The organism is Pseudomonas sp. CMR5c, assembly GCF_003850545.1.
In the GTDB taxonomy this organism is placed as follows: domain Bacteria; phylum Pseudomonadota; class Gammaproteobacteria; order Pseudomonadales; family Pseudomonadaceae; genus Aquipseudomonas; species Aquipseudomonas piscis.
This window is the reverse complement of the sequence record NZ_CP027705.1, coordinates 5763008-5782467: the sequence shown is the minus strand read 5'-3', so window position 1 is coordinate 5782467 and position 19460 is coordinate 5763008. Positions and strand designations below refer to the sequence as shown.

At 61.9% G+C, this 19460-nt stretch carries 13 protein-coding genes, 2 tRNA genes and 2 rRNA genes; 10 read left to right on the top strand and 7 right to left on the bottom strand.

Annotated features, from left to right (window positions below):
* Positions 1–10: 10 nt before the first annotated feature.
* The 7 genes from C4K40_RS26675 (at position 11) to C4K40_RS26645 (ending at position 7276) form a co-directional block, all read left to right on the top strand.
* A tRNA-Ile gene (locus tag C4K40_RS26675) sits at positions 11–87 on the top strand.
* 10 nt (positions 88–97) lie between these two features.
* Positions 98–173, top strand: a tRNA-Ala gene (locus C4K40_RS26670).
* 214 nt (positions 174–387) lie between these two features.
* Positions 388–3279 (top strand): 23S ribosomal RNA (locus C4K40_RS26665).
* Between the two features lie 140 nt (positions 3280–3419).
* Positions 3420–3535, top strand: a 5S ribosomal RNA gene (gene rrf / locus C4K40_RS26660).
* A 148-nt stretch (positions 3536–3683) separates the two neighbouring features.
* Positions 3684–4343 carry a paraquat-inducible protein A gene (locus C4K40_RS26655; RefSeq protein WP_053132153.1) on the top strand — a complete coding sequence of 220 codons (660 nt, stop codon included), beginning with the start codon at positions 3684–3686 and terminating at the stop codon, positions 4341–4343.
* Positions 4330–4953 (top strand): paraquat-inducible protein A, encoded by a 624-nt coding sequence (locus C4K40_RS26650; protein WP_053132151.1) that lies wholly within the window; start codon positions 4330–4332, stop codon positions 4951–4953. The genes C4K40_RS26655 and C4K40_RS26650 overlap by 14 nt, the downstream gene beginning before the upstream one ends.
* Positions 4946–7276 carry a PqiB family protein gene (locus C4K40_RS26645; protein ID WP_053132148.1) on the top strand — a complete coding sequence of 777 codons (2331 nt, stop codon included), beginning with the start codon at positions 4946–4948 and terminating at the stop codon, positions 7274–7276. Before C4K40_RS26650 ends, C4K40_RS26645 begins: the two co-directional genes overlap by 8 nt.
* A 64-nt stretch (positions 7277–7340) precedes the next feature.
* On the opposite strand, the gene mksF is transcribed toward C4K40_RS26645, so the two are convergent.
* Genes mksF through mksB form a run of 3 tightly spaced genes read right to left on the bottom strand, consistent with a single transcriptional unit; the run spans position 7341 to position 12161 of the window.
* Positions 7341–10190 carry an Mks condensin complex protein MksF gene (gene mksF / locus C4K40_RS26640; RefSeq protein ID WP_053132145.1) on the bottom strand — a complete coding sequence of 950 codons (2850 nt, stop codon included), beginning with the start codon at positions 10188–10190 and terminating at the stop codon, positions 7341–7343.
* Positions 10187–10894 (bottom strand): Mks condensin complex protein MksE, encoded by a 708-nt coding sequence (gene mksE / locus C4K40_RS26635; RefSeq protein ID WP_053132143.1) that lies wholly within the window; start codon positions 10892–10894, stop codon positions 10187–10189. Before mksE ends, mksF begins: the two co-directional genes overlap by 4 nt.
* Complete coding sequence (gene mksB / locus C4K40_RS26630) at positions 10884–12161, bottom strand: Mks condensin complex protein MksB (RefSeq protein ID WP_053132175.1); 1278 nt, start codon at positions 12159–12161, stop codon at positions 10884–10886. Before mksB ends, mksE begins: the two co-directional genes overlap by 11 nt.
* A 178-nt stretch (positions 12162–12339) precedes the next feature.
* On the opposite strand from mksB, the gene C4K40_RS26625 reads away from it, so the two are divergent.
* Complete coding sequence (locus tag C4K40_RS26625) at positions 12340–13125, top strand: energy transducer TonB (RefSeq protein ID WP_083456913.1); 786 nt, start codon at positions 12340–12342, stop codon at positions 13123–13125.
* An 8-nt stretch (positions 13126–13133) separates the two neighbouring features.
* Positions 13134–13586: a ribosomal protein S18-alanine N-acetyltransferase gene (gene rimI / locus C4K40_RS26620; RefSeq protein WP_053132139.1), complete on the top strand. Its 453-nt coding sequence runs from the start codon at positions 13134–13136 to the stop codon at positions 13584–13586.
* 22 nt (positions 13587–13608) lie between these two features.
* Here the strand turns inward: rimI and C4K40_RS26615 are convergent, their stop codons facing one another.
* Positions 13609–13941 carry a hypothetical protein gene (locus tag C4K40_RS26615; RefSeq protein ID WP_053132136.1) on the bottom strand — a complete coding sequence of 111 codons (333 nt, stop codon included), beginning with the start codon at positions 13939–13941 and terminating at the stop codon, positions 13609–13611.
* Positions 13942–14093: 152 nt separating this feature from the next.
* Here C4K40_RS26615 and can point away from each other — a divergent pair, with 152 nt between their 5' ends.
* A complete protein-coding gene (can, locus tag C4K40_RS26610; protein WP_053132134.1) occupies positions 14094–14738 on the top strand; it encodes a carbonate dehydratase in 645 nt (214 codons plus the stop codon).
* 62 nt (positions 14739–14800) lie between these two features.
* Here the strand turns inward: can and C4K40_RS26605 are convergent, their stop codons facing one another.
* The 3 genes from C4K40_RS26605 to C4K40_RS26595 form a co-directional block, all read right to left on the bottom strand.
* Positions 14801–15973 carry a hypothetical protein gene (locus C4K40_RS26605; RefSeq protein ID WP_053132131.1) on the bottom strand — a complete coding sequence of 391 codons (1173 nt, stop codon included), beginning with the start codon at positions 15971–15973 and terminating at the stop codon, positions 14801–14803.
* Positions 15974–16090: 117 nt separating this feature from the next.
* Complete coding sequence (locus tag C4K40_RS26600) at positions 16091–17722, bottom strand: J domain-containing protein (RefSeq protein ID WP_053132128.1); 1632 nt, start codon at positions 17720–17722, stop codon at positions 16091–16093.
* Between the two features lie 9 nt (positions 17723–17731).
* Positions 17732–19429, bottom strand: a complete 1698-nt coding sequence (locus C4K40_RS26595) for a molecular chaperone HscC (RefSeq protein WP_053132124.1) — start codon at positions 19427–19429, stop codon at positions 17732–17734.
* Positions 19430–19460 lie beyond the last annotated feature (31 nt).

The following is a 19460-nucleotide window of genomic DNA, read 5'->3' as shown; positions in this document are numbered from 1 at the left end:
GCTCGAAATTGGGTCTGTAGCTCAGTTGGTTAGAGCGCACCCCTGATAAGGGTGAGGTCGGCAGTTCGAATCTGCCCAGACCCACCAATTTTGTTATGGGGCCATAGCTCAGCTGGGAGAGCGCCTGCCTTGCACGCAGGAGGTCAGCGGTTCGATCCCGCTTGGCTCCACCATAAACTGCTTCTGAAAGCTTAGAAATGAGCATTCAAATCGAATGTTGATTTCTAGTCTTTTGATTAGATCGTTCTTTAAAAATTTGGGTATGTGATAGAAAGATAGACTGAACACTACTTCACTGGTAGTGGATCAGGCTAAGGTAAAGTTTGTGAATTCAAACTTTCGGCGAATGTCGTCTTCACAGTATAACCAGATTGCTTGGGGTTATATGGTCAAGTGAAGAAGCGCATACGGTGGATGCCTTGGCAGTCAGAGGCGATGAAAGACGTGGTAGCCTGCGATAAGCTTCGGGGAGTCGGCAAACAGACTTTGATCCGGAGATCTCTGAATGGGGGAACCCAACCATCATAAGATGGTTATCTTGCACTGAATACATAGGTGCAAGAGGCGAACCAGGGGAACTGAAACATCTAAGTACCCTGAGGAAAAGAAATCAACCGAGATTCCCTTAGTAGTGGCGAGCGAACGGGGACTAGCCCTTAAGCTTCTTTGATTTTAGCGGAACGCTCTGGAAAGTGCGGCCATAGTGGGTGATAGCCCTGTACGCGAAAGGATCTTAGAAGTGAAATCGAGTAGGACGGGGCACGAGAAACCTTGTCTGAATATGGGGGGACCATCCTCCAAGGCTAAATACTACTGACTGACCGATAGTGAACTAGTACCGTGAGGGAAAGGCGAAAAGAACCCCGGAGAGGGGAGTGAAATAGATCCTGAAACCGTATGCGTACAAGCAGTGGGAGCAGACTTTGTTCTGTGACTGCGTACCTTTTGTATAATGGGTCAGCGACTTATATTCAGTGGCAAGCTTAACCGAATAGGGGAGGCGTAGCGAAAGCGAGTCTTAATAGGGCGTTTAGTCGCTGGGTATAGACCCGAAACCGGGCGATCTATCCATGGGCAGGTTGAAGGTTAGGTAACACTGACTGGAGGACCGAACCGACTACCGTTGAAAAGTTAGCGGATGACCTGTGGATCGGAGTGAAAGGCTAATCAAGCTCGGAGATAGCTGGTTCTCCTCGAAAGCTATTTAGGTAGCGCCTCATGTATCACTCTAGGGGGTAGAGCACTGTTTCGGCTAGGGGGTCATCCCGACTTACCAAACCGATGCAAACTCCGAATACCTAGAAGTGCCGAGCATGGGAGACACACGGCGGGTGCTAACGTCCGTCGTGAAAAGGGAAACAACCCAGACCGTCAGCTAAGGTCCCAAAGTTATGGTTAAGTGGGAAACGATGTGGGAAGGCTTAGACAGCTAGGAGGTTGGCTTAGAAGCAGCCATCCTTTAAAGAAAGCGTAATAGCTCACTAGTCGAGTCGGCCTGCGCGGAAGATGTAACGGGGCTCAAACCATACACCGAAGCTACGGGTATCACGTAAGTGATGCGGTAGAGGAGCGTTCTGTAAGCCTGTGAAGGTGAGTTGAGAAGCTTGCTGGAGGTATCAGAAGTGCGAATGCTGACATGAGTAACGACAATGCGAGTGAAAAACTCGCACGCCGAAAGACCAAGGTTTCCTGCGCAACGTTAATCGACGCAGGGTTAGTCGGTCCCTAAGGCGAGGCTGAAAAGCGTAGTCGATGGAAAACAGGTTAATATTCCTGTACTTCTGGTTATTGCGATGGAGGGACGGAGAAGGCTAGGCCAGCTTGGCGTTGGTTGTCCAAGTTTAAGGTGGTAGGCTGAAATCTTAGGAAAATCCGGGATTTCAAGGCCGAGAGCTGATGACGAGTTACCTTTTAGGTGACGAAGTGGTTGATGCCATGCTTCCAAGAAAAGCTTCTAAGCTTCAGATAACCAGGAACCGTACCCCAAACCGACACAGGTGGTTAGGTAGAGAATACCAAGGCGCTTGAGAGAACTCGGGTGAAGGAACTAGGCAAAATGGCACCGTAACTTCGGGAGAAGGTGCGCCGGTGAGGGTGAAGGACTTGCTCCGTAAGCCCATGCCGGTCGAAGATACCAGGCCGCTGCGACTGTTTATTAAAAACACAGCACTCTGCAAACACGAAAGTGGACGTATAGGGTGTGACGCCTGCCCGGTGCCGGAAGGTTAATTGATGGGGTTAGCGCAAGCGAAGCTCTTGATCGAAGCCCCGGTAAACGGCGGCCGTAACTATAACGGTCCTAAGGTAGCGAAATTCCTTGTCGGGTAAGTTCCGACCTGCACGAATGGCGTAACGATGGCGGCGCTGTCTCCACCCGAGACTCAGTGAAATTGAAATCGCTGTGAAGATGCAGTGTATCCGCGGCTAGACGGAAAGACCCCGTGAACCTTTACTATAGCTTTGCACTGGACTTTGAGCTTGCTTGTGTAGGATAGGTGGGAGGCTTTGAAGTGGGGACGCCAGTTCTCATGGAGCCATCCTTGAAATACCACCCTGGCAACCTTGAGGTTCTAACTCAGGTCCGTTATCCGGATCGAGGACAGTGTATGGTGGGTAGTTTGACTGGGGCGGTCTCCTCCTAAAGAGTAACGGAGGAGTACGAAGGTGCGCTCAGACCGGTCGGAAATCGGTCGCAGAGTATAAAGGCAAAAGCGCGCTTGACTGCGAGACAAACACGTCGAGCAGGTACGAAAGTAGGTCTTAGTGATCCGGTGGTTCTGTATGGAAGGGCCATCGCTCAACGGATAAAAGGTACTCCGGGGATAACAGGCTGATACCGCCCAAGAGTTCATATCGACGGCGGTGTTTGGCACCTCGATGTCGGCTCATCACATCCTGGGGCTGAAGCCGGTCCCAAGGGTATGGCTGTTCGCCATTTAAAGTGGTACGCGAGCTGGGTTTAGAACGTCGTGAGACAGTTCGGTCCCTATCTGCCGTGGACGTTTGAGATTTGAGAGGGGCTGCTCCTAGTACGAGAGGACCGGAGTGGACGAACCTCTGGTGTTCCGGTTGTCACGCCAGTGGCATTGCCGGGTAGCTATGTTCGGAAAAGATAACCGCTGAAAGCATCTAAGCGGGAAACTTGCCTCAAGATGAGATCTCACTGGGATCTTGAATCCCCTAAAGGGCCGTCGAAGACTACGACGTTGATAGGTTGGGTGTGTAAGCGCTGTGAGGCGTTGAGCTAACCAATACTAATTGCCCGTGAGGCTTGACCATATAACACCCAAGCAATTTGCGAACTCGATAGAGACCAGATTGCGGTGTGTGAAGATGACCAACCGAAAGTTTGACACACAAACCTATTGCATACCCATTCGCTGGAACGTTGCCCAAACAACGGCTCAGCTACAGAATTTCTTGACGACCATAGAGCATTGGAACCACCTGATCCCATCCCGAACTCAGCAGTGAAACGATGCATCGCCGATGGTAGTGTGGGGTTTCCCCATGTGAGAGTAGGTCATCGTCAAGATTAAATTCCGAAACCCCAATTGCGAAAGCAGTTGGGGTTTTGTCTTTGCGCGGACGAAAAACATTCCGATTCGAGGACAAATTTGCACAGTTATTTTCGAATCGGAACACTAGAATAGTGGCTATTTTTCTCAATTCCCGAGCCCTCTATGCTGGATCCGGTTGATACCCCCGGGGTGTCGGAATTGCCGCTGGATGATTTGGTCGCCTGCCATGAGTGCGACTTGCTGATGCGCAAGCCAACACTCGCCCATGGCGAAAAAGCCCAATGCCCGCGTTGCGGTTACGAGTTGTATGCCCACCGGCACAACGTCGTCCAACGCAGCCTGGCCCTGGTGATCGCCGCCTTGCTGCTCTATGTGCCGGCCAATTTCCTGCCCATCATGCAGCTCGATCTCATGGGGCAGTCTTCCAACGATACGGTCTGGAGTGGAGTTCTAGGGCTGTTCGACACGGGCATGCAAGGCGTGGCAGTGGTGGTGTTCCTCTGCAGCATGGGCATCCCGTTGTTGAAGCTGATCTGCCAACTGCTGGTCCTGTTGAGCATTCACTGGTGCATCGGTCGAAGCTACGGTCTGTTGCTCTATCGTATTTATCACCACCTGCGCGACTGGGGCATGCTCGAGGTCTACCTCATGGGGGTGCTGGTAGCCATCGTCAAGTTGGCCGACATGGCGTCCATTACCGTGGGCCTGGGCCTGGTGTGCTTTATCGCGTTGCTGTTGATCCAGGTCTGGCTGGAAGTGGTGATGTCGCCACACCAGGTCTGGCAGGCGTTATCCGGAGAAGACGTGCATGCGGGCGATTGATGCGGGCATCCTGATTTGTACCGAATGCCATGAGTTGAACCGGCAGCAGGCCGACAGTCACAGCCAGTCCTGCACACGTTGTGGAGCCAAGGTCCATGCCCGTCGTCCCAACAGCATCCTGCGGACCTGGGCATTGCTGATCACTGCGGCCATCCTCTATATCCCGGCCAACGTCCTGCCGATCATGACGGTCAGCGCCCTGGGCCAAGGCAGCCCCAGCACCATCATGTCGGGTGTCATCCAATTGGTGCAGCACGGCATGATTCCCATCGCCACGGTGGTATTCGTCGCCAGCATCCTGGTGCCGACCTTCAAGCTGGTGGGTATCGCCTTGCTGCTGTTCTCGGTGCAACGCCACCAACCGTTGTCGGCTAGGCAGCGGATCGTCATGTATCGCTTCATCGAATTCATCGGCCGCTGGTCGATGCTGGATATCTTCGTCATCGCCATCCTGGTGGCGGTGGTCAACTTTGGCCGGCTGGCCAGCATCGAAGCCAACCTCGGTGCGGTCGCCTTTGCCAGCGTGGTGATCCTCACCATGATGGCTGCGATAACCTTCGATCCCCGACTGATCTGGGACAACACGGAGTCGGACGACGACCATGAGTGATTTGCCTACTGCCAAAACCCGACCGGCTTCCAATTGGTCGGCCATCTGGGTGCTACCCCTGATTGCCCTGGTCATTGGTGGCTGGCTGGGCTGGCGCGCCTACAGCGAGACCGGGATCCTGATCCAGCTACGCTTTGAAAGCGGCGAAGGCGTCCAGGCCAACAAGACCGAGGTGTTCTACAAAGGCATGCCCGTGGGCAAGGTCAAGTCTCTGGAACTGGATGACGAGGGCAGCTCCAAGGGCGTGGTCGCCACCGTCGAGATGAGCAAGGATGTCGAGCAGTACCTGAAGACCAACACGCGATTCTGGCTGGTCAAGCCTAGCGTCAGCCTGGCCGGTATCACCGGCCTGGAAACCCTGGTCTCGGGCAACTACATCGCCGTCAGCCCGGGAGAAGGTGGAGAACCGACCCGCAAGTTCACCGCACTGGTCGAGGAGCCGCCCCTGTCCGATGCCAAGCCCGGCCTGCACCTGACCATCAAGGCCGAGCGCCTGGGCTCGCTGACCCGTGGCAGTCCGGTGTTCTACAAACAGATCCAGGTCGGCCAGATCAAGAGCTACCTGCTCTCCGAAGACCAGAGCACCGTTGAACTCAAGGTCTACATCGAGCCGACCTATGCCAGCCTGGTGCGCAAGCACACGCGTTTCTGGAACGCCAGCGGCATCAGTGTCGACGCCAACCTGAGCGGGCTGAAGATCCGCAGCGAATCCCTGGCCAGCATCGTCGCCGGTGGTATTGCCTTCGCCACTCCGGAGAATCGCAAGGACAGCCCGCCGACTGACCCGAGCCTGCCGTTTCGCCTCTACGAAGACTTCGACGCCGCCCAGGCCGGTATCCGGGTCAAGGTCAAGCTCAGCGATTTCGAAGGCTTGCAGGCCGGGCATACGCCAGTGATGTACAAGGGCATCCAGGTCGGCAGCCTGAAAGCCCTGAAAGTCGATGCCGACCTGACCAGCGCCACCGCCGAATTGACCCTCGACCCGCTGGCCGAAGACTATCTGGTACAGGGCACCCAGTTCTGGACCGTCAAGCCATCCATCACCCTGGCGGGCATCACCGGGCTGGAGGCCCTGCTCAAGGGCAACTACATCGCCGTTCGCCCGGGCGACAAGGGCGCCGCGCCGCAGCGTGAATTCGAGGCTCGGGCCAAGGCGCCACCGCTGGACCTGCGCACACCGGGCCTGCACATGGTGCTGTTCACCGACAATCTCGGCTCCCTGGAGGTCGGCAGCCCGATCCTCTACAAACAGGTCAAGGTCGGGGCCGTACAGAGCTACCAGTTCTCCCATACCCGCAAGCAGCTGGTGATCGGCGTCCACATCGAGAAGGAGTACGAGAAACTGGTCAACGGTTCGACCCGTTTCTGGAATGTCAGCGGCATCACCCTCACGGGTGGTTTGACCGGTGGCATCCAGATCAAGAGCGAGTCGTTGCAAAGCTTGATGGCCGGCGGCATCGCTTTCGATACGCCAATACCCGATGTACCGCTGAAAAAGCGTATCCCACGGTTCCGCCTGTTCGCCAACCAGGAAGAGGCGGCGCAGCGCGGCATTGTGGTGCAGATCAAGGTCGATCGCGCCGATGGCCTGCGTGCCGGCACCCCGGTGCGCTTCAAGGGCCTGGATGTGGGCAAGCTCGAGCAAGTCACCCTCAGCCCCGATATGCAGTCGGTGATGCTCAAGGCGCGCATCACCGAGGTGCCTGAGCGTATTGCCCGGGTCGGTAGCCAGTTCTGGGTGGTCAAGCCCGAGTTGGGTTTGATGAAGACCTCGAACCTGGAGACCCTGGTCACCGGCCAGTACATCGAAGTCCAGCCACCGGAGAAAAACCTCGGCGCGCAAACCAGCTTCGTGGCCCTGCCACAGCCACCACAGGCCAGTGTCCAGGAGCCTGGCCTGAGCCTGGTGCTGAGCGCTGCCCGGCGTGGATCGCTGAAGATCGGCGTACCCGTGACCTACCGCGAGATAACGGTGGGCAAGGTCACTGGCTACGAACTGGGGCAAACGGCCGATCGGGTCCTGATCCACATTCTTATCGAGCCCAAGTACGCGCCACTGGTACGCGGTGGCACGCGCTTCTGGAACAGCAGCGGCTTTGGCGTGGATTTCGGCCTGTTCAAGGGCGCGACCGTGCGTACGGAATCCCTGGAGACCCTGATCCAGGGCGGTATCGCCTTCGCCACCCCGGAGGGCGAGCGCATGGGCAACCCGGCGCGGCCCGAGCAGACTTTCCCGCTGTTCGATCAGTTCGAGGATGAATGGCTGACCTGGGCGCCGAAGATTCCCCTCGGCAAGCAACCGGCCGCCCCAGTGACGCGCTAGCGCCAACCCAATAAAAAAGGCCGCCCTCGCAAGAGGGCGGCCTTTGTGTTTCAGCGCAGGGAAATCAGGCTTCGTCCAACTCCGCCTGTGCTTCATCCTCGGCTTGTTCGTTCATCACCGCCTTGACCTGGTCGTGGCGCCGGATGAACTTCCAGTCCGCTTCATCGATATAGATGCCGTTCGGACCGCTACCGCCTTCCAGGTCGATGGCCACCTGGGCCGAAACCTGCGGCTTCACACTGGCCAGGATCGGCACGAAGCCCAGTTGCAGGCTGGTCTCGAGCAGCGCCGCCTGGTTGCGTTCGTCGATGTCCGCCGCCTCGTCGAGGTAGTAGGGCAGGCGGATACGCCCGGCCTGGTCGCGGTCCATCAAGTGCAGCAACAAGTACATGTTGGTCAGCGCCTTGATGGTCATGGTGGTGCCGTTGGACGCCGCGCCATCGATGTCGGTATGGATCACCGGCTGGCCGTTGACCTTGGTGATCTCGAACGCCAGCTCGAACAGGTCCTTCAGGCCCAGCTGGTTGTGGTTGGCCGCCACCAGCCGCGCCAGGTACTCCTTGGCCTCTTCGTTCTTGTTGTCCTGCTCGGCGCTCTGGCTCAGGTCGAACACCGACAGGGTCTCGCCTTCCTCGTACTGGCCGGCGCTGTGGATGATCTGGTCGATGTGCTTGAGCGCCTCCTTGTTCGGCGCCAGGACGATGCGGAAGCTCTGCAGGTTGGAAACCTGGCGCTTGTTGATCTCGCGGTTGAACAGCGCCAGCTGGTGTTCCAGGCTGTCGTAGTCGCTGCGGATATTGCGCAGGGTCCGGGCGATGTCGGTGACCGCCGCACGGCGTGCCTTGCCCAGGGTCAGGGCTTCCTCGGTGCGGTGCGAATAGGCGTTGATCAGCAATTGCAGGCGACGCTCGACATCATCCTCGCTGTCGAACTTGGCCACGCCCTTGAGGCGCACCTGGGCATACAACGCCTCGATCTGGCCATCGACCCGCTGCAGGCCCTGCCAGCTGTCCTGGTAGTCGTTGAGCAGCGGCAGCAGGTTGTCCATGGAGTCATCCACCGGGTCCATGAACGGTGTGCCGAACGGCAGGTCCGCCGGCAGCAGCTGGCGACGGCGCAGGGCGTCGTCGAGGGTGCGCTGCTTGGCTTCCATGTCGCTGATCTGGCGACCCACCAGTTGCAGCTTGGCCGACAGTTGCTGGACGCGCTCGGTGAAGGCGTCGCTGGAGCGCTTGAGTTCGTCCTGGGCGGCCTCCATCTGCGCCAGCTGTTCCAGCTTCTCGCCTTCCTCGGCGCTCAGGGTCTGGGTCCGGCGGAAGTCTTCCAGGGCTTTCTGCGCATCCAGTACCTGCTGGTACAGGGCCTCGGTCTGGGTCTTGCTCGCGGCGCGGTCGGCAGCCACGGCGGCCTGGGTCTTGAGCTGCTTGAGCTCCTTCTCCAGGCGCTCCTTCTGGTCGCGCAGTGCCGCGCGGTCGGCCAGGGCCTGCAACGCCGGTGGTTCGATATGGGAGATGTCGATGGTCAGCCCGGGCACTTCGAAACGCTCGCCCTTGAAGCCGTCGAGGATCAGCTCCACGGACTTCACCCAGTCGCCATTGTCGTCCAGGGCGATGCCATGCTCGCCCAGGGGCAGGCTGAACAGCGCGCTGTTGAACAGGCGCATCAGGCGTTCCACATCCTGCTGGGAGAACTCCTCGCGCAGGCGGGCGTAGCTGTTGTTGTCGGCGTGGTCGAGCTGCTGCTTCACCGACTTCAGGCGTTTTTCCAGGTCGCGCAGGCGCTCTTCCAGGTCTTCGGCGGAGAACTGCCGGGACTGGGCCAGGGCGCCGGCCAGTTCGTCGTGGGCATCCTTGGCCGCCAGCAGTTGCTGCTCCAGCACCTTGACGTCATCCACCAGGGCGAAGCGGTGCTTGAGCACCGACAGCTCACCCAGCCAGCGCTGGGTACCGGTGATTTCCCGCTCCAGGCGCATCATTTCCTGGGTGCTGCTGCGCTGGTCGTTCTGCAGGGCGTCCTGCTCGTTGCGGTAGTGCTCGGCCTGGATGGTCAGCTCTTCCTTGCGCGCACTGGCGTAGTCCGACCAAGTGCCCAACAGCGAGTCCAGCAGCGGCGACAGGCGATGCAGCTTGCCGCGCAGGATGTCCCGTTGCTTCACGCCGTTGGCCAGGGCCTCCACCAGCGGGCCGGCAGCCACCAGGGAGTTGTAGTCCTGCTCCATGCGCCGCACATCGCGGAACGCCTCGTCGCAGGCGGCGATGTAGTCGACGCTGCCCGAGCGCAGGCTGTGCTCGAAGGCATCGAGGAACAGCTGCTTGAGCTTGGCCGCGGTGATTTCGCGCATGTGCAGCAGGTTGATGAACAGCGCGCGGAAGGTCTTCAGGCTCTGTTCGCTGGTGGAGCGCAGCGGGATCAGGGTCAGGTCCAGGGGGATCGAGGTGTGGCCACCGACCAGCAGGCGCCGCAGTTCATCGGGCTTGAGCTCGTAGGCCTTCAGGCCATGGCGCTCCAGGTTGGTGAACAGCTCTTTCTGCCGCAGGCAGGTGTCGTCCTTCTGGTAGTGGGCCAGGTCCAGTTGCCCGGCGTAGGCGAAGAACTGGTGGCCGAAGCCACCACCCGGTCCGCGTCCCGACACGCCGATGACGTGGGGGCCGTGGGGCAGCGAGACTTCCACCAGGATGTAGCTGGTGTCGGAGGCGAAGTAGAAGCGCCGCGACTGCTCCAGGCTGTACTTGCCGAAGCTCATGTCCGACATGCGCGCCAGGATCGGGAATTGCAGGGCGTTGATCGACGCCGACTTGCCCAGGTTGTTCGCACCGTAGACCGACAGCGGCTCTTCCAGGGGGAACAGGCCCAGGCTGTAGCCAGCGGTGTTCAAAAGGGCAAAGCGGCGGATGCCGTAGCGTTCCTTGCTCATGCGTCGAGCTCCTGTTCTTCGGCGATGGCTCGGGCCAGCGCGTCTTCTTCACTTTCCTCGGACTCGTCGAATTCGCTCAGGTCCAGCGGGTCATCGGTTTGCAGCAGTTTCTCGTCGCTGTCCTCGTCCACCAGCACCGGGGTCGGCAATGGCAGCACGCTGTGCAGGCTGGCCGCCAGGTCGCGGTCTTGCTGTACCGACAGGCAGACGTCGAGGAAGCGGTGCATCGGCGGCAGGAAGCGGTAGATCCCCGGCTCCTCCAGGGCGAAGCCCAGCTGGGTCATGCGGCGCATGATCTTTTCTTCCAGCTCTTCCTGGGTCTGCACTTCGGCCTGGATGAACAGGTCGCGGTACTTGTCCAGCAGCGAGGGCAGCTCGTCGCGACCCAGGCTGCCGCCGTCGAGCACGGCGATCGGGTCGCGGCCCTGGTCGGCCAGGTGCTCCACCAGGATGAAGGTGAACAGCGCCAGGCGCTGGGCGGTCTTGTTCACCTGCGCCGCGGCGTTTTCCGGCACGAAGTAATAGAAGCCGCGGGTATCGCACACCAGCTCGAAGCCCAGGGCCTTGAACAGGGTGCGGTACTGGTCCTGGAAATTCGACAGTTGCGCGTACAGCTCCGGATCGCGGCGGCTGACGTGGTAGCCCTTGAACAGCTCGCGGAAGATCGGCGCCAGCTGGGACAGTTCGGAAAGATCAAGATGCATTGGCATTACTCGCAGTTTGCTCGGGCTGGTCGTCGCGAGCCGAGAGCAGGGCGAAGGAGCGCAGGCTGACCTGGTGCTCCTGGGTGTGGTATTCGCGGCGTTCGAGACGCTCGCGCTTGAAGCGTTTTTCCCGGGACAGGCGGGAGAACCAGTACAGCAGCTCGTCGGTGGCGCCGTCCGGTTCCTGGTCCAGCAGCCAGCTCATCAGGTCCGGCATCGGCAGCGCGTTCTCGCAACGCTCGAGCATTTCCCGGACCGTGCGCGGCGCCTTGGGGGCCAGGCCCTTGTGGGTCTTGTGGGCCTTGGGGAAGCGCGCCGGCTTGGGCTCGAAGCGGGCCAGGGCGTAGACATAGGCCTCCACCTGGCCGGAGCTGCCGAGGAAGGTACTCTGCGGGCGGGTGAACATCGGCATCGCCGCCTGGGGCACCGCATCGATGCCCTTGCGCCGGATGACCGACAGGGCCAGGGCCGCACCGCGGGTCACGGCGTTGTGCCGGCGGGCCTCTTCGCGCAGCGGCAGCAGCAGTTCCCGGGCATGGCGCAGGGTCAGCTGGGCGCTGGTCTGCATCTCCAGGATCCGCGCGTGGGTGCGCAGCAGCATGTCGTCGTCCACCAGGTGGCCCAGGCGCTGCTGTTCGGTGAGCATGCGCAGCAGCACGTTCTCCACCTTGCGCACGCCCTGCTCGAAGGCGCCGTCGGCGTTCACCAGCTGGATCATCGGCTCGACGTATTCGTCCCAGGTGGCCAGCACCTCGGCGTAGCGCTGGCGCAGGGGGATCTGCCGGTCGCTGGTCTTGGCCCGTTCGGCCACCGCCACCAGGGCCTGTTCGTCGTTGGCGAGTTTCTTCAGGACATCGCGTACCCGCATGTCCAGCAGGCGCAGCTGGCGCGCCAGGTCGTGGCCGTCGCGGATCTCGAAGGCGTCCTGGATGTAACCTGCCAGGCGCTCCAGGTGGCGCAGGTAGGCTTCGATCTCCAGGCACAGGCCCAGGCGGTGTTCACGCCGCAGGTAGGCGAGGAAGTCGTGGATCTGCGCGTTGAGCTCGAAGCGGTTCGGGCTTTTCGCCACCGGGACCAGGATGTCCAGGCGTATCCATACGTCCAGCAGGTTGGTGATGTCCTGGGGCGTACTGTCCAGTTGCTGGGTGGCCAGTTGTGAGCGCAGTTCGGCAAGACTCAGGGTGCCTTGGTCGAAGTGCTCGCACAGTGGCTCCAGAAGTGCCCAGTGTTCGGCGAGGGCGCGCAACACGCGCTTGGGTTCGATCATCGGAATGGCCGGCTGGTTGGCAATGAAAAGCGGCGATTGTACTGCATCAGGGGGCCGACGATTCACCCAGGATCCAGTAAGGAGACGGACTGTCGCTTTTGCGCTGCATCAACTGCGGGCGATCTTCGGCGAAGGACGGTAGAATCCCCCACCTCAGTTATCCACAAGTGGCCGACCCTTGCTTATCGAGTCCCGTCGTCGCGCTTATCTGTCCGCCATGCAGGTGGTCAGTTGGTTGCCGCGCAGCGAATTGCCCTTTGCCGCCCCCTCGCGCCCCGAATTGCTGGTTTTGCCGGAGCCGGTGGTGGAGGCGCCGCCTGCGCCCGTCGCCGAGGCTCGGGCCGCAGCGGCCCCGCTGGCGCGCAGTGTCGAGCGGCCGAAGATCGAAGTGCCGCGCCCGGCTGCGGCCTCTGCCCGCCCGGTCGCCAAGCCCGTGGTCGAGGACGAGGAAGCCGCCCCGGTGGTCAAGGCGCCGGTGGTCCCACCGCCGCGCTTCGCCCTGCAACTGTTGCGGGCCGGACATTGCCTGTTGCTGGTGGAATTGCCCACCGGCGAGGCGTTCCAGAGCCGCGACCCGGCCTACCTGCTGCTCAAGGACATGCTGCGCGCCGCCGGCCTGCCGGACAGCCCGCAGATCCTCGCCGAGCCGGTGCGCTGGCCGCGCCTGACCCGCGGCAACCTGGACCAGGGGCCCGAGGCCGCGCGGGATTTCGTCCAGGCCTTCGTCGGCATGCGGGTCGAAGAACAACCCTGCGCCTGCCTGTGGCTGGTGGGCCTGCCGGCCATACGTTTTGCCGGCGAGGCCGATGCCGAGTCCTACAACCGTGAGCTGGAGGTCGAGGGCCTGGGCTCGGCCTGGGCCTTGCCCGGGCTGGAACTGTTGATGGACGAGCCGCAGCGCAAGGCCGACGTCTGGCAAGCCATGCGCCGGTTGATGGCGCGCTGGAAAAGCAATGATGAGTAAGAGTAGCGATGAGTGACGCGTTGACCTTCCGCCTGGCCACCGAGGCGGACCTGGATGCCATCCTGAAGATCGAATATGCCGCGTTCAGCCACCCCTGGACCCGCGGCATCTTCATGGATGCCTTCAAATCCTATGAAGTCTGGCTGATGTTCGAAGGCAGCCAGCAAGTGGGGCATGGGGTGATCCAGGTGATCATCGACGAAGCCCATCTGCTGAACATCACCGTCAAGCCGGAAAACCAGGGCCGCGGCCTGGGCCTGCACCTGCTGGAGGCACTGATGAAGCGTGCCTACCAGAAGGACGCCCGGGAATGCTTCCTGGAAGTGCGCTCCAGCAACCAGACCGCCTATCGGTTGTACGAGCGTTATGGCTTCAACGAGGTCGGGCGCCGCCGCGACTACTACCCGGCGGTAGGCGGGCGCGAAGACGCGCTGGTCATGGCCTGTACCCTGGTGGATTGAACCGCGCCAGCCAGCGCTTTCCTCAGCGCTGGTCATCCAGTGGCTTGCGCCTGGCCAGCTCGGCTTCATCCAGGCCCGAGCCACCACCGATCTGCGAATCGTCGACGATGCTCAGGTCCCAGTCGGCGGGCCGGCTGGCCCCTTTCTCCCGGACGGAGCGGGCGCCATCTTCCGGCGTCAGGATCTCCGGGCTCAGGTCGTTCGCGGTGGACCCATCCTCGGTGGCCGGGCCGTCGCCGCCAGCCACCGGGGCCTGGTCGTCGAAATGCAATTCCTCCATCGAACCCATGCGGTCCTGGTCGTCATCGATGGGCTCGGGTTGGGGCGCGTTGTAGGGGCGTCGTGGTTCAGTCATGGAAGGTCCTCGAACTTCAGGGGCTTGTAGGGGTGGACCGAGCCCCTTGCCGAAGATTCCCCCCATGGGATGACCGGTATCTGCCGCATCGCGCGTGACCCCGGCCGGAGGTCGTCTGTCAAACCTGCGCATCATTCCTGAGGCTTCACAGCATGAACGAACTACAAGACCTGATTGATAACAACGAGCGTTGGGCCGAAGCGATCAAGCAGCAGGATCCGGAGTTCTTCTCCAAGCTGGCCCGCCAGCAGACCCCGGAGTACCTGTGGATCGGCTGTTCGGACGCACGGGTGCCGGCCAACGAGATTGTCGGCATGTTGCCGGGCGACCTGTTCGTACACCGTAACGTGGCCAATGTGGTGCTGCACACCGACCTCAACTGCCTGTCGGTGATCCAGTACGCGGTGGATGTACTCAAGGTCAAGCACATCCTGGTCACCGGCCATTATGGCTGTGGCGGTGTACGGGCCTCGATGCAGGACCGCCAGCTGGGCCTGATCGATGGCTGGCTGCGTTCGATCCGCGACCTTTACTACGAACACCGTGATGCGCTGGGGGCCCTGACCACGGAAGAGGAGCGGGTCGACCGCCTGTGTGAACTCAACGTGATCCAGCAAGTGGCCAACGTCGGTCACACCAGCATCGTGCAGAACGCCTGGCATCGTGGGCAGAGCCTGTCGATCCACGGCTGCATCTATGGGATCAAGGACGGCCGCTGGAAGAGCCTGAACACCACCATCAGCGGCCCCGAGCAGTTGCCGCCGCAGTACCGCCTGCGCCCGGTGGGCTCGCCCTGAGGCACCTGCAGCGTCCAGCGCCGGCCCGGCCCAGCCCGGTCCGGGCCGACGCTGGCGCGACCTCACAGGTGTGGCACTTCGGTGCTGGGCGCCGGTGCGGGGGACTGGAGCTGCAGCAACTGGCTCTTGACCGCTGCGCTGGCGCACTTGGCCGCTGCCTGCTGCTGGTCCAGCTTGCGGATCGAGGTGTAGAACAACTCGCAGGTCTTGGCCTTCTGCGTCACCTGCCAGGTCTGGGTGCAACTGTTCAACTGCGCCTGCGCATCGCTACCCGGCTTGCTGCCCATTCCCGCCTGCCAGCAGGCCGCGCTCAAATCCTGGCCCATCACCTTCAAGCCCGCGGCATCGGCCTTGGTTTCATCATCGTCGTAGTTGGCCGGATCTGCCGCATACCAGATGTAGCTCGGGTGGTTGGAGCCCAGTACCGGCACCTTGAGTCCGGCACTGGGGCTGATCTGCGCCAGGCCCAGCACATTCACCGTTACCCCGTACTGCTGCTTGAGCCAGCTGCGCACCGGCGCACCGAAGGCCACCATCGGCAGGGCGGCGCCGCTGCTGCCCTGGCTGACCTCCTTGACCATGGTGGTCTGGTAGTTGTTGAAGTAGCCGTAGACGCCTTCCAGGTCCTTGCCGGCATTGGACGGTGCGGCGATCGGCGCGATGTCGACGATGGTCTGGTAGGCCGGGGTCTGCGTGGCGTCGATGCCGTTGGCGACCAGCAGGGTGGCCCAGCGATCGGTGGTAGCCGATTCGAGGTAGTCCTGGGCCTGGGTCAGGGAGTAGTCCGGCGGGAAGTGCAGGAGCTCTACGCTCTTGCGGTTTTCCAGGGCCATGCCCAAGGGCAGGAACAGGTACCAGCTGTAGGCCCACTTGCCGTCGCTGTTGAGTTGGCTGGCGCCCTTGTAGGCCAGGTCGCCGGCGTCCAGCAAGGCGCCCAGGGGCTTGCCGTAGCCCGCCGGAACCCCGCTGAACGAGGCCAGGACCTTGTCGCCAGCGGTCTTGACGCTGACCTTGGCGTTGGCATAGCCATCGCGTTGCACGCTCTGGGTCAGATAGTGCGCCACCGTCTGTTCCAGGGTCCAGTCGCGATAGCAGATGACGTTGCAGTTGTTGGGAAAGGCGAACAGCCGGGTCACCCGTTGCGGGCTGCCCAGGTCGACCTCGACATCGGCCATGACGGTGGAACTCAGCGTAGCGGCGGCCAGCGCGAGGGTCAGTCCTGCGAGTTTCAACATGCTCAGATCCTTTTCAGCGTGAACCCCGTCGAAGGGGGCAAGACATACTGGTACAGCGCCGGGCGCAGCGACAGCCAGCGCTGAAAAAATACCTTCCATCCGGCCGCTTGTCGGTACCTACCCCGGGATCAGGCGAGTCAGGGGAAAGCCCAGGCCATGGATCTGGCAGGCGCGTACGAGCACCACCATGAGCAACAGGTACACCGGTTGCCATGGGCTGAAGTGATTCCAGTGCAGTGCCCCCAGCCACGGATGCCGGGCATGGAATTGCGGGTTCGCCTGGCCGATGCGTCCTGAGTGCAGCCAACCGATCAGGACAAAGCCCAGATAGCCGAGCATTCCGAGCAGACCGAGCCAGAAGCCGAACAGCGCCAGCATCACCAATTGCGGCACTCCGTGGCGCAGGATGAGCCAGTAGCTCCTTGAATTCAGGCGCTTGGGCACCAGGCGCTCGGTCAACCACAGGTCCGGTAACAGCAAGTGGCCAATCAATTGTTGCCAATTGCTGAGCAGGAGGATCCCGAACCCTCCCAGCATGGCACTGCAGACCAGCCCCAGGATCAGCGCCAGCTCAGGGCCGTAGCCTGGCCTGGGCATGAAGTACAGGCCCAGGGCCAGGCCGCTGCCCAGGCTGCAGCGTATCCAGTTGTCTACACCTATCAGGCGTGGAACCAGGCTCCTCCAGAACAACAGGTCGTGCTGGGGCAGGCGTTCCACCAGGGCCGGGAAGCGCGAGGCCAAGGTATGCGACAGCTCCAGGCAGGCCTGCCAGTGTTCGCTCTGGAAGTGACGGACCAGGGCGACCTGGCGGCGCCAGGACGGCGGGGTCAGGAACAGCCGCGCGGCTGCGGACTGGGGCGTGGTATCCGCGTTGTTGGCGGCATCAGCCTCTAGCTTCTGGTAGAAGGCTTCCTGTTGGTAGCGCTCGGCCAGCGCTCGCCACATCCATTCGGGTTCCGGGGTCGCACCGCGCTTTTCATCCCAGCCGAACAGCTGGCATACCCCTTCGAACACCGACGCCGGCCAGGGCTGCTGATGCAACAGTTCCAGGACCTCACCCTGCCAGTACTGGCGATGGTCGAAGATCTGCAGCCAGGGCTGTGCGCAGTAGCCGCCCAGGCATTCGAGGAACTGCCGGTCCCGGCCTGCGGCCAGCAGTTCTTCCAGCACTCGGCGATATTGCTGCAACAGGCCTTGTACCAGTACCGCTTCCTGCAAGGCGGTCATCGACGGGCGTTGCCAGGGCGTCAGCCAATCCAGGTGGGCCACGGCCCATTCGATCAGCGCCAGGTGTTGTCCGGGAGTGTCGTAACAGATTGCCAGCAAATGCTTGAGGAAAGGTTCGGCGCAGTCCTGCTCTTGGGCCTGCTGCCAGCGCTGTGGCAGGTTGCTGGCGTCCAGGCCGTCCTGCAGCGATCGTAGCACCGGCACCGGCACCGGCACCGGCACCGGCACCGGCACCGGCACCGGCACCGGCACCGGAGCGGGGCCGGGCACTGGCAAAGGGGCCAGTTCCACCAGGGTCGACCATTGCCGCAGGTTGTCGGCTGCTGGCTGTTGCGCCTCGTGCGCAGCCTCGCTGGTTCGCCAGCGGGCCAGTTGCAGGGCCCGTTCGTAGGCTTCGCGCAAGCGCTGGAAGCCCTCGGCATCGGTGTCGGGCCGCACGCTCTTCAACTGCCGGGCGTAGCTGCGTTTGATCTCTCGTTCATTGGCATCTTGTGGCAGCTCCAGCACCGACCAGCAGTCCATGGGTGGCTCCTAGTGCCAGTGGCCGTTTTCCAGGCGCTGCAGTTGCTCGTTGAGCTGGCTGCGCAGTTCACGGATCCGGCGCTCGTCCTGGGTGTCCAGCATCTGCTGGAACTGTCCGGCCCAGTAGCCGACCTGCTCGCGCAGTTCCCCCAGGCTCTCCTGGTAGAGGCGTTCCAGGCGAGCGCTGAGCAGGGTATTGGCCTGCTGGTCCCGAGGGTGGACCTTCAGTTGCGCCAGGGCCAGCAGGCGCTCCTGGATTTCCTCCGGGGTCAGTACGCCCGGGTTGTTCTCGATCACCAGCGAGTGGCTGTCCCCGGTCAGGGGAATGGTCACCTGGGCCTCCAGCAGGCCGTTGATGTCGTAGGTGAAGCGCACATCCAGCGAGACTTCCCCGGCCGGGCGCTTGGGCACCTTGATTTCCAGCTGGCCCAGGGCGACGTTGTCGCGCACCAGGCGGCTCTCGCCCTGGAAGATCTTCAGCAGCACATGGTCCTGATTGTCGTGCAGGGTCTGCACGGACTTGACCCGGCTCACCGGCACCACGCTGTTGCGCTCGATGATCGGCAGGTAGTGCCCGCTTTCGAACTGGTTGCCGTGCTGTTGGGTGGTCTCGATACCCAGGGTGTAGGAGCAGACGTCGGTCAGCACCACTTCTTCCAGGGCCAGGCTGCGTGCCTTGAGCGCGGCCTGCACCGCAGCGCCCTGGGCCACCACCTGGTCCGGGTCGAGGGTGATCGAGGGAAACCGGCCGAACAGCCCGGCTGCCAGCTTGCGCACCAGGGGCATGCGGCTGGCGCCACCGACCAGGAGGATTTCATCCAGGTCGCTGACCCGGATCCGCGCGTCGCGCAGGGCCCGCTCGATGGGCAGGCGCAGGCGTTCCAGCAGGGGCGCGCAGAGCGTCGCCAACTGGACCTGGGTGATGGTCTGGGTCCACTGCCGGCCGTCCACCCGCAAGCTGAATTCGGCGCTGCTGTCCTGGCCCAGGGCCCGGCGCACGCGCTCGGCTTCGCGGCGCAGGGCCTGGAGCACGCTCTGGCGCTCGGGGAAGTCCGGCACCTGGGCCTGTTGTGCGAGGAAGTGCTCCAGCAACAGGCTGTCGAAGTCCTCGCCACCGAGGAAATTGTCGCCGGCGCTGGCGCGGACCTCCATGACCCCGTCGAACAGTTCCAGGATCGACACGTCGAAGGTGCCGCCGCCCAGGTCGAAGACCAGGAACGAGGTTTCCTTGTCACGCTGGTGCAGGCCGTAGGCCAGGGCGGCGGCAGTGGGTTCGTTGACCAGCTTCTCGACCTTGAGCCCGGCCAGCTCGCCGGCGATCCGCGTGGCCTTGCGCTGGGCGTCGCTGAAGTAGGCCGGCACGCTGATCACCGCTTCTACCACCGGTTCGCCATAGCTGCGCTCGACGTCTTCCTTGAGGCTCTTGAGCACCAGCGCCGAGAGTTCTTCCGGGCGCCAGGAGCGCTCGCCCAGGCGTATTTCGGTGTTGCTGCCCATGTAGCGCTTGAACAGCGCGGTGGTCAGGTGTGGATGGGTATGCAGGCGTTCCTTGGCGGCCTGGCCCACCAGGACCCGGCCTTCGTCGTCCAGGCCCACAACGCTGGGCGTCAGGAGCTGCCCCAGGGCGTTGGGCACCAGTTCGCTGGTAGTTTCGCGCCAGACCGCGACCAGGCTGTTGGTGGTTCCCAGGTCGATGCCTACGATCATGACGACGAACTCCTTGGCGGGGGTAAAACGG